General features: G+C 76.8%; 4 protein-coding genes. All 4 read left to right on the plus strand.

What is annotated here, in order from left to right; genetic code table 11:
* A partial coding sequence (locus ACSNOK_RS24830) for a sensor histidine kinase (RefSeq protein ID WP_436782983.1) occupies positions 1 to 275 on the plus strand: 275 nt, incomplete at its 5' end.
* Positions 272 to 790, plus strand: coding sequence for a GerMN domain-containing protein (locus tag ACSNOK_RS24835; RefSeq protein WP_436782984.1), 519 nt, complete (start codon positions 272 to 274; stop codon positions 788 to 790). The genes ACSNOK_RS24830 and ACSNOK_RS24835, both read left to right, overlap by 4 nt.
* 132 nt (positions 791 to 922) lie before the next feature.
* Positions 923 to 1,963, plus strand: a complete 1,041-nt coding sequence (locus tag ACSNOK_RS24840; protein WP_436782985.1) for a vWA domain-containing protein — start codon at positions 923 to 925, stop codon at positions 1,961 to 1,963.
* A gap of 261 nt (positions 1,964 to 2,224) precedes the next feature.
* Entirely contained in the window at positions 2,225 to 10,363 is an 8,139-nt protein-coding gene (locus ACSNOK_RS24845) for a type I polyketide synthase (protein ID WP_436782986.1), read from the plus strand.
* The last annotated feature ends 385 nt before the right edge of the window (positions 10,364 to 10,748 follow it).

Genomic DNA, 10,748 nt, shown 5'->3' on the forward strand with positions numbered 1-10,748 from the left:
GTGCGGAGGGGGAGCGTCGCGGGGCGGGGAGCCGGCTCGTCGTCACGGTCGCCGACCGGGGGCCGGGCATCCCGGAGGACGTCCTGCCGCACGTCTTCGACCGCTTCACCAAAGGCGACGCGGCCCGCGCCCGCAGTGAGGGCAGCGGCCTCGGGCTCGCCATCGCCGCCGAGAACGCCCGTCTGCACGGCGGTTCCCTCACCGCCGCCAACGCCCCTGGCGGTGGTGCCGTCTTCACCCTCACGCTGCCCTTGTGGCCCGGGGAGCCGGCATGAGGCGCCCCGGGCTCGTCGCGCTGTCGCTCTCCCTCGCCCTGGCGGCCCCGGCCGGCTGCGGGGTCGGCGACACGCCGCCGGGCCGGGCCGGTCCGCCGGCCTCCGGTCTCCCCCGCCCGGCGGGCCGTACGACCGACGTCGTGCACGTCTACTTCGCCTCACCCCTCGGGCTCGAACGCGTCTCGCGCCTCTACAGCGGCCCCGACGCGCCGCGGGCCGCTCTCGACCGGCTCACGGCCGGCCCCGACCGCGCCGAGCGCGCCCGCGGCCTGGTCACCTTCGTTCCCCCCGACGTGCCCCCGCCCACCGCCGTCACCGGCGCCGGCGCCACCGTCGACGTGTACCTCCCGCCGAGGTGGCCCGCCGACGGCACCGCCCTCCGGCAGCTCGTCTGCACCGTCGCCAACAGCGCCGCCGGCACGGAACGCGGCGCGGGGCGGCGGACCCGGGACGTACGGGTCCGGCTGCACCGCGCGGGCCGGCCCGCGGCCGAGGAGCGGTGCACGGCCGGGTGACGCGAGGCGGCGGGACAGGACGAAGACCAGGGGAAGCACCGGGGGCACGGGGGCTGCGCCCGGCGGCCGGGGCCGATTGTCAGTGGTGGGTGAGAAGGTGGGAGCACCGAGTCGGAAAGAGGGGGAACGGCCGTGTCCGGAAACCAGAATTACATCAACCACGTCGCTCTTGTGCTGGACGCCAGCTCGTCGATGTCGCACCTGAGCCGGAAGGTCGTCGAGGTCGCCGACCAGCAGATCGCCTATCTGGCGCGGCGGTCCCAGGAATTGGACCAGGAGACCCGTGTGACGGTGTACGTCTTCGCGGACCGGGTCGAATGCGTCATCTACGACAAGGACGTGCTGCGGATGCCGTCGTTGGAGCACTTGTACCGGGTCGGGGGAATGACGGCGCTGCTGGCGGCGACGCTGAAGTCGCAGCGGGAGCTGGCGCAGACGGCGCAGTTGTACGGCGACCACAGTTTCCTGACGTTCGTGCTGACCGACGGCCAGGAGAACGCGAGCCACCACTGTCCGGACTCCACGCTCACGGACCCGCGTGAGCTGGGGCGGGCCGTGGCCGAGCTGATCGAGACGCAGGAGGACAACTGGACGCTGGCCGTGCTGGTGCCCGACCAGATGGGCAAGCGTGAGGCGATGCGGTGCGGGTTCCCCAAGGACAACATCGCCGTCTGGGACGCCACGAGCACTCGGGGGCTGGAGGAGGCCGGGCAGGTCATCCGGGAGGCCACCGAGAAATTCATGGTGGGCCGTTCGAAGGGAATCCGGGGTTCGCGGGCGGTGTTCTCCACGGGGGCGGACACGGTCAACAAGGACACCATCGAGGCGGCCGGTCTCACTCCGGTGGATCCGGCGGAGTACCAATTGATTCCGGTGACCCGCGAGGCGGGAATCCGGGAATGGGTCACGGAATGCGGGCACGCGTTCCGGACGGGTTGCGCCTATTACCAGTTGAGCAAGTCGGAGAAGGTCCAGGCGCGGAAGCGGATCGCGGTGCTGGAGAAGAAGACGGACCGGGTGTACACCGGGCCGGAGGCCCGTGCTCTGCTCGGGCTGCCGGACGTGGAGGTCCGCGTCCGGCCGGACCACAACGACGAGTTCACGATCTTCGTTCAGAGCACCAGCGTGAACCGGAAACTGGTTCCCAACACTCGCGTGCTGCTGATGAACTGACGCCTGATCAGAAAAGGTGCCTTCCGGGCGGGGGCCACGCCGCCCGGCCGGCTTTCCCCGGTTGTGGTCCGGTGCGGGACGCCCGTATCCACCGGGCGCGGGCGTCTCGTACCGGGAGGTCCTCCGCCCGGGGATCGTCTGTAGCCTGTAGCCCGGGCCGGCGGGCGGGGGCCCGGCGCCGGGGCGCCGTCACGCCGACGTCCCGCGCCCGACGGGGAGTTCGCCGAACCGGCTCGTCCGTCCGGGGCGGGAGGGGTGGGGATGACGGAGATCCGCCACGACATGATCCGTGCGCTGCCGGACGTGCTCCGGACGCGGGCGGCGCGTGCGGGTGACAGGACCGCCTTTCAGGACGTTCGGCGGAGGGTCACCTACCGGGAGCTGGAGGAGCGGACGCGCCGGCTCGCGGGGCACCTCGTCGCGTCGGGGGTACGGCGGGGTGACCGTGTGGTGCTCGTGTCGGGCAACCGCGTCGAGACGGCCGAGGGGTTCTTCGCCGTCCTGCGGGCGGGAGCGGTGGGTGTGCCGTTCGACGCCGGGGCCGCGGAGGCCGAACTCGCGTCCGTCCTCGACGACAGCGGGGCCGTCGCGGTGATCACGGAGGCACCGCTGCTGCCGAGGATCGGGCGGCTGGCGGCCACCCGGCCCCGGTTGCGGTCCCGGGTGTTCGTCGTGGGCCCGGAGCCCGGCGGCGGGGGCGGCCGGCGGGACGGGGCGTCCGGCGTCACGGCCCGCGCCTTCGAAGCACTCGCCGGGACGGAGCCCGGGTGCCCGCCCCGGGACGACCTCGGCCTGGACGAGCCCGCCTGGATCCTCTACACCTCGGGCACCACGGGCCCGGGCAAGGGCGTGGTCTCCTGCCAGCGTGCCGCGTTGTGGTCCGTCGCGGCGGCCTACGTCCCGTGGTGGGGCCTGTCGGAGCGGGACCGGCTGCTGTGGCCGCTGCCGCTGTCCCACGCCTACGCCCACTCGTTGTGCCTGCTCGGCGTGGTGTCCGTGGGCTCGAGCGCGTACCTCCTGGAGCGGGGGGCGAGCGTCGAGCGGGCCCTCGCCGACCGTACGTTCACCGTGCTGGCCGGTGTGCCCGCCACGTACCGCCTGCTGGCGAGCGCGCTCCGCGCGGCGCCCCGGCCGCGGGCCGGACTGCGCCTGTGCGTCACCGCCGGCGCGCCGTGTCCGCCGGAACTCCGGGCGGACGTCCGGGATCTGCTGGGTGTTCCGCTGCTCGACGGCTACGGCAGTACCGAGACCTGCGGGAAGATCGCGGTCGACCGGCTCGACGGCTCCGGCGGTCAGGGGCCGCTCGGCGTACCGGTTCCCGGCGTCGATGTGCGGGTGGCCGATCCGGCCACCGGCGCGGACGCCGCCGACGGAGCCGAGGGCGAGATCCTGGTCCGCGGCCCGAACCTGATGCTCCGGTACCACCGTCGCCCGGCCGACACCGCACGCGCGGTCGTGGGCGGCTGGTACCGCACCGGGGACCTCGGGCGCCGCGCCGAGGACGGCGGTCTGCGCGTCACCGGCCGGGTCAGGGAACTGATCGTCCGGGGCGGGGAGAACGTCAACCCGGTCGAGGTGGAGCACGCGCTGCTGGCCTGCCCCGGCGTCGTGGACGCGGCCGTCGTCGGCAGGCCGCACGACGTGCTGGGCGAGGTGCCGGTGGCGTTCGTCGTCGCGGATCCGCCGGGCGGTGTCGACCCCGACCGCCTACGAGCCCTGTGCCGGGAGCGACTGTCGGGCTTCAAGGTGCCGGACGAGGTGTACGAGACCGACGCGCTGCCCCGTACCCGCAACGGCAAGACCGATCGCCCCGCGCTGGCCCGGCGACTGGCCGGGCGGAGTCCGGAGGGCGGGGCCGCGGCGGCCGCCTTGCGCCAGCGGCTGGCGGCGCTGCCCCCGTCCGGGCGGTACGAGGCCCTGCTGGACCTGGTCCGCTCCGCGGTGGCGCAAGCGAGCGGCGTACCGGAGGGGGACGTGGAACCCGGCCTGCCGTTCACGGCGTTCGGCGTCACGTCCCTCGGCGGGGTGCTGCTGCGGGACCGGCTCGGCGCGGCCACCGGGCTGGAGCTGCCCGCCACCCTGGTGTACGACCACCCGACGCCCGCCGCCGTCGCCGGCTTCCTGCGGACGGCCCTGCTCGGTACCGAGGCCCGCCGCGCCCGTCCGGGCGGGGGCGCGGCGGAGGTGTCCTCGGCGGAGCCGGTCGCGGTGGTCGCGATGGCCTGCCGGTACCCGGGCGGTGTGACCTCTCCCGAGGAGTTGTGGGAGCTGGTGGCGAACGGGGTCGACGCCACCTCGGACGTCCCGGCCGACCGCGGCTGGGACCTCGCCGGTGTCTTCGGCACCGGCCCCCGCACCGGTCCCGAAGCCCCCGATCCCGAAACCCCTGGTTGCGAAGCCCCCGATCCCGACCGGCTCGGCACGTCCGTCACCCGCCGCGGCGGCTTCCTGCGCGACGCGGCCGGCTTCGACGCGGCCTTCTTCGGCATGTCACCGCGCGAGGCCCTCGCCACCGATCCGCAGCAGCGGATCCTGCTGGAGATCACCTGGGAGGTCCTGGAGCGGGCCGGTCTCGACCCGACGAGCCTGCGCGGCAGTGACACCGGCGTCTTCGTCGGCGTGATGCACGACGACTACGCCGGGCGTTTCCTGCACCGCGGCCCGCACGAGCTGGAGGCGCACCTCGCGCTGGGCTCGGCGGGCAGCGTGGCCAGTGGCCGCGTCTCCTACGCCCTCGACCTGCGCGGGCCCGCCGTGACCGTGGACACCGCCTGTTCGTCGTCGCTGGTGGCGATGGACGCGGCGGTCCGGGCACTGCGGTCCGGCGCGTGTTCGCTGGCCGTGGCCGGGGGCGTCACGGTGATGGCCACTCCGGCGCCGTTCGTCGCGTTCAGCAGGTTGCGCGGGCTGGCGCCGGACGGCCGGTGCAAACCGTTCTCGGCCGCTGCCGACGGCACCGCCTGGGGAGAGGGTGCCGGTGTGGTCCTGCTGGAGCGGCTGTCCGACGCCCGACGGAACGGCCATCCGGTACTGGCCGTGCTCCGCGGGTCGGCCGTCGGTTCCGACGGCGCGTCCAACGGCCTGACCGCGCCGAGCGGCCCGGCCCAGCAGGAGGTGATCCGGCGGGCCCTGGCCGACGCCGGCCTGTCCCCGGCGGACGTCGACATGGTGGAGACGCACGGCACCGGCACCGCGCTCGGCGACCCGGTGGAGGCCCGGGCGCTGCGGGCGGCGTACGGGCGGGAGGAGCGGGGCGGTGGCCGGACGCTGTGGCTCGGGGCCCTCAAGTCCAACATCGGGCACACGCAGGCGGCGGCGGGTGTCGCGGGTGTCATCAAGACGGTCCTCGCCATGCGCCACGGACGGCTGCCGCGCGTGCTGCACTGCGCGGAGCCGTCACCGCACGTGGACTGGTCGTCGGGTGGCGTACGGGTCCTGACGGAGTCTCGGGAGTGGCGTTCCGCCGGGCCCGGTGTCCCGCGCCGGGCCGGGGTGTCCGCGTTCGGCGTCGGCGGCACCAACGCCCACGTCGTCCTGGAGGAGCCGGCCGAGGAGGCGCTCGGGAAAGCGGTCGAAGGGACCCCGGAGGAGGCACCGGGCGAGGCCCCCGACGAACCCGCCGGCCCCACGGCCGCGGAAACCGCGGACCGTACCGCCCCAAGGCCCGCCTCCTGGACGGCGATTCCGCCCCTGCCGCTGTCGGGCGCGGATCCGGCGGCCCTGCGGGCGCAGGCCGGCCGGGTGGCGTCGCTGCTGCGGGAGCGCCCCCGGCTCGCCCCGCTGGACACCGCGTTCTCCCTCGCCACGACCCGGGCGGCGCTCCCCCACCGGGCGACGGTGGCGGCGGGGGACCGCGCGGCCCTGCTGGAGGCCCTGGACGCGCTGGCGGCGGGCGGTCGCCACCCCGGGGTCACCGGGCCGGGGACGGGCGCGCCGGCCGCGCGGTCGGCGGTGCTGTTCTCGGGGCAGGGCGCACAGCGGCCGGGTATGGGACGGGAGTCGTACGCCGCCTTCCCCCGCTTCGCCGCCGAGTTCGACGCCCTGTGCGCGCGTTTCGACGCCACGGGGGCTCTGGGCCGGCCGCTGCGGACCGTGCTGTGGGCGGACCCGTCCTCGGCCGACGCCGCCCTGCTGGACCGGACGGATTTCGCGCAGGCGGGGCTGTTCGTCCACGGGGTGGCGCTGTTCCGGACGCTGGAGTCCTGGGGGGTGCGGCCGGACGCCGTGGCCGGGCACTCCGTGGGCGAGCTCGCGGCGGCCCATGTGGCGGGCGTCCTGTCGGAGGCGGAGGCGGTGGAGTTGGTCGCGGCGCGCGGGCGGCTGATGCGGGAGCTGCCCGGCCGGGGCGCCATGGTCGCCCTGGAGGCCACGGAGGAGGAGGCCGAGGAGGAGCTGGCGCGGCTGCCGGACGCGGCACGGCGGGTGGCGGTCGCGGCGGTGAACGGTCCCCGGTCGGTCGTCGTGTCCGGTGAGGAGGACGCCGTCCGGGCCGTCGCCGCGCGGTTCACCGGCCGGGGGCGCCGCGCGACCCGGCTGCGGGCCGGTCACGCCTTCCACTCGCCGCTGGTGGAACCGGTGTCGGCCGAGTTCGGGCGCGTCACGGAGGGCCTGACCTACCACGGGCCGCGGATCCCGTTGGTGTCGACGGTGACGGGCCGCCGGGCGGCCGACGGCGAGCTGTGCTCGGCGGCGTACTGGGTACGGCACGCCCGTGCCACCGTACGGTTCGGCGACGCCGTGCGGTCCCTGGTGCGCGACGAGGGGGTGACCGTCTGCGTGGAGGTCGGACCGGACGCGCAGCTCACGTCCGCCGTCCTGGCCGGGGAGGGCGGGCCGGTGTGTACGGCCACGGCGCGGGCGGGCGCGCCGGAGGCGGAGACCGTCCTGGCCGCGCTCGGCCGTCTGTATACGCACGGCCTGCCGGTGGACTGGCGGCGGGTGTTCGAGGGCAGCGGCGCCCGCCGCGTCGACCTGCCGACCTACCCCTTCCGGCGGCGGCGCTACTGGCTGGCGGACGCCGGTCCGCCCGCCCCGGCCGGTACCGGGCACCCCTTGCTGACGGCGGTGACGACCGTGCCCGGCACGGACCGCCTGCTGTGCACCGGGGACTTCTCGGCCGCCGCCCCGCCGTGGCTGCGCGACCACGTCGTGGGCGGGCGCGTTCTCGTGCCCGCCGCCGTGTTCGCCGAGATGCTGGTCCACGCGGGCGACGCCTGCGGGCTGGAGGTGGTCGAGGAGTTCGCGCTCCTGGCGCCGCTGCCGCTGCCCGAGTCCGGTGACGCGGTCCAGGTACAGGTGGCCGTCGAGGCGCCGGACGGCACGGGGTGCCGCGCCGTGGACGTCCGTTCCCGCCCGCGCGGAGCGGGCCCGTTCGGCGCCTGGACGCACCACGGGACCGGACGGCTGGGCCCGGCCGCCGGGCGGCCGGCGAACCGGGACTCCGGCGGCCACGCCGCGTGGCCGCCGCCGGGTGCCGTACCGGTGGACCTCACCGGCGCCTACGAAGCGACGGCCGCCGCCGGGCGGGCGTACGGCCCGGCCTTCCGGGGTGTCACGGCCGCCTGGCGGGGGCCGGACGGGGAGGTGCACGCCGAGGTGCGGCTGCCCGCCGCGACGGGCGGCGACGCCGGCCGGTACGGCCTCCATCCCGCTCTGCTCGACGCCGCGTTGCACGCCGCGTCCCTGGCCGGACGGGACACCGGCCGCGCGCGGATGCCCTTCGCCTGGCGCGGTCTGCGCCTGTACGCCGCCGGCGCCACGGCGCTGCGCGTCCGGATCCGCCCCACGGGCCCGGACACGGTCACCGTCGACCTCGCCGACCCCCAGGGCCGACCGGTGGGCCGGTTGGCGTCGCTGACCACCCGGCCGGTCCCGGAATCGGCCGGTGCCACGGCGGCGGAAGCGGCCCGGGACCTGTACGTCCCGCGGTGGACCGGCGTCCCGGCCGAGGGCGGCGGACCGCCCCTGTCCGTGGCCGGACCCGACGACCTCGGCCTGCGCGCGCTGTTCCCCGGGTCGTCGAGCGGCGCCGACGGCGTGGTGGTCGTCTCCCTGGCCTCCCCGGCCCCCGCCTCTCCCGCCGGCCCGGCCGCGGCCGCCCGGGAGCTGACCGCGCGGGCGTCGGCCGTGCTGCGGGACCGTCTGACGGTCCCGGACGCCTCGGGGGCGCGGCTCGTCGTGGTGACCCACGGCGCCACGGCCGCCGTGCCCGACCTGCCGGCCGCCGCGCTGTGGGGGCTGCTGCGGTCGGCGCGGGCGGAACACCCCGGGCGGCTGACGCTCGTCGACACCGACGGACGGCCCGAGTCGCTGCGTCTGCTGCCCGCCGCCGTCGCCACGGGCGAGCCCGAACTGTCGCTCGCCGAGGGGGCCGTCCGCGTCCCCCGCCTCGCCCCGGCCGACAGCCCCCAGGAGGGTGTCCGGCTGGAGGGCACGGTCCTGGTGACGGGCGGCACGGGCGCGCTGGGCGGTCTGCTGGCCCGGCACCTGGCCGTCCGGCACGGCGTGCGCCGGCTCGTCCTCGTCGGCCGCCGGGGCCCCGGTTCGCCGGCCGGGCGGCGGCTGCGGGACGAGCTCCGGGAGTCCGGCGCCCGCGTGCACCTCGTGGCGTGCGACGTCGCCGACCGCGCGCGACTGGCGGCCGTCGTACGGGAGTACGCGCCCGGGCTGAAGGCCGTGGTGCACGCCGCCGGGGTGCTGGACGACGGCGTGCTGGAGTCCCTGACACCGGAGCGGCTGGCCGCGGTGCTGCGGCCGAAGGCGGACGCCGCCTGGCACCTCCACGAGCTGACGGAGCGTCTGCCGCTGTCGCACTTCGTCCTCTTCTCCTCGGCGGCCGGGCTGCTGGGGAACGCCGGCCAGGCCAATTACGCCGCCGCGAACGCCTTCCTGGACGCGCTCGCGCGCCACCGCGCCGCGCGCGGGCTGCCCGCCCTCTCCCTGGCCTGGGGCCCGTGGGCGGGCGGGGCGGGGATGGCGGCCCGCGCCGACCGGGCCGAGGACGGCGTGCTGCGCGCCGTCTCCCCCGCGCGGGGGCTGGCGCTGTTCGACGCCGCGCTGGGCAGCCCCGAGGCGGTACTGGCCCCGCTGCTGCCGGACCGTTCCCCCCGCCCGGGTCGCCCGGCCCGGCCGGTGCCGCCGCTGCTGCGCGGGCTGCTGCCCACGGCCCGTCCCACCGCCGGCGGGGAGGACGGCCCGGAGGCCGCCGACGGGGCCTGGCGGGAGCGGTTCGCCGCGCTGCCAGCGGCCGAGCGGGCCCCGGCCCTGCTCGGCCTCGTCCGCGCGGAGGCCGCCGCCGTGCTCGGCCACGCCGACGCGTCCGCCGTGCCGCTCGACCGTCCCTTCGCCGAGCTGGGCTTCGACTCCCTGACGGGGGTGCTGCTGCGCAACCGCCTCGGCGCCCTCATCGGCGTACGGCTGCCCGCGACCGTCGTGTTCGACCGTCCCACCGCCGCCGAGCTGGCCGCACACCTCGACGGGCGGACGGGCGGACTCCCCCTCGGCGAGCCGCCCGCCCGGCCTCCGGCGCGGCCGGCGCAGCATCTGGCCTCCCTCTACCGGCGGGTGTGCGAGACGGGTGACGTGGTGTCGGCGATGCACCTGCTGGTGACCGCCTCGCTCGCGCTGCCCGTCTTCGGCCGCGCCGACAGCGCCCGGCACGCCCTCGCGCCCCTCCGGCTGGCCGCCGGCACCAGGGGCCCGGCGCTCGTGTGCTTCCCCGGCTTCACCCCCACCGTCGGCCGACCCTGGCACGCCGCACTGGCCTCCGCCTTCGACGGCGAACGGGACGTCCTCGAACTCCGGCACCCGGGCGTCGACCAGGGGGACGCCGTGCCCCGGGACTGGGAGACCCTCGTGGAGCTGCACACCGCCACCGTGCGCGAACGCGTCGGCGGCCGGCCCGCCGTCCTCCTCGGCTCCTCGATGGGCGGCTGTCCGGCGCACGCGGTGGCCGCGCGGCTCGCGGCGGCGGGCGCACCGCCGGCCGGGCTCGTCCTCGTCGACACCTACGACGTCACCCCCGACCTGGAGGGCGAACCGTGGCTGCTCGCCCTGCCGGCCCGGCTCCCCCTGCGGCTGGGCGAGCGGTTCGACACCGCCGTGGACGACCTGTCCGTGGCCGCCCTGGGCGCCTACACCCGCCTCGCCCGCGGCCGGCGGCCGGAACCGACGGACGTCCCCACCCTGCTGCTCCGTGCCACCGACCCGCTCCCGGCGATCCCCGGCGGCTCCGGGGCGCCGCCCGGGGCGCCCCGGGCGTCCTGGCCGGTGGCCCACACCGCCGTGGACGTCCCCGGCGACCACTGGAGCGTGACGGAAGAGCACGCGGGCACGACGGCCGAGGCCATCAGGGCATGGCTCTCCACCCTGACGACGACCACCGGGGGCACGCCCGCCTGAGCCTGACGCGTGGGCCAGAGCGAAGACATCCGCCACCGGGGCACAGGGGACGGGGGCTCGCCGGTCCGTGCCGCGTTGGGGAACTGAACGCGTGTTCCTCGTACCGGATACCGGGAACTCCGGTACCGGGAATTCCACGGCTTCGGTCCCGTTCCCGGCCTCCCGTCGGCGCGGGCCGCGGGCGGACGCCCTCCACACCCATCCAAGGCGGGGCCCTCCCCCGCGTTGTCGCCGTTCGGGTCCCGTTCACCCCCGGCAGGCCATGTCCCGGCCGCCGTCCGGTCGTTGACGAGGGCATGGGGAATTCGGAGGGGTACACGGGAAACGCGGGGAACACCGAGGTCGGGGCGGGGAGACGGACGCGGCGGACGTTTCTGGGGGCGGC

The organism is Streptomyces sp. URMC 126, assembly GCF_051386555.1.
In the GTDB taxonomy this organism is placed as follows: Bacteria; Actinomycetota; Actinomycetes; order Streptomycetales; family Streptomycetaceae; genus Streptomyces.

Excerpts from the sequence above, each read along its gene's own strand:
- ACSNOK_RS24835 (WP_436782984.1), top strand. The coding sequence starts at position 272 with ATGAGGCGCCCCGGGCTCGTCGCGCTGTCGCTCTCCCTCGCCCTGGCG.
- ACSNOK_RS24845 (WP_436782986.1), top strand. The coding sequence starts at position 2,225 with ATGACGGAGATCCGCCACGACATGATCCGTGCGCTGCCGGACGTGCTC.